Source organism: Aquirufa echingensis (assembly GCF_042714525.1).
Classification (GTDB): Bacteria; Bacteroidota; Bacteroidia; order Cytophagales; family Spirosomataceae; genus Aquirufa; species Aquirufa echingensis.
Map to the genome: position 1 here is coordinate 1 of NZ_JBBKYA010000009.1, position 533 is coordinate 533.

At 42.0% G+C, this 533-nt stretch carries 1 tRNA gene and 1 rRNA gene; both read left to right on the plus strand.

Annotation, left to right across the window (positions count from 1 at the left end):
• Positions 1–50: 50 nt before the first annotated feature.
• Positions 51–127 (plus strand) — tRNA-Ala (locus SKC38_RS12440).
• Between the two features lie 310 nt (positions 128–437).
• Positions 438–533 (plus strand): 23S ribosomal RNA (locus SKC38_RS12445); the annotation flags it as partial.

Genomic DNA, 533 nt, shown 5'->3' on the forward strand with positions numbered 1-533 from the left:
AGAAATGAAGGCATGTGGGTAAGAGCAATAGATTAAGCAAAACAATCCCTGGGGGATTAGCTCAGCTGGCTAGAGCACCTGCCTTGCACGCAGGGGGTCAACGGTTCGAATCCGTTATTCTCCACCAACAAAGAGGTAAGAGTTTAGAAGTAAGAGTTAAGAGTTTAGAATTAAGAGTTAAGGATTAAGCAAACGAGTTTAATCAACAGATTGAAAGAGTAACTAATGACTAGCGACTAACGACTAGTGACTAGGGACTAAAAAACACCACCCCTACCCTTTCCAAAGTGGGAAGAAATAAAAGGGAGCGCTGTGAATGCGATGGACTTGTCTATCAAAATTCACACAAGGTTCTTTGACATATTGTGAGAATAAAGTAAAGAGTAAGAGCAAATTAGAGATACTTAATCCTTCGGGATGAAGATATTTTATAAAAGAGTAAGTGAATTAAGGGCGTATGGGGGATGCCTAGGCTCTTGGAGGCGATGAAGGACGTGTTAAGCTGCGATAAGCTTCGGGGAGGTGCACAAGAC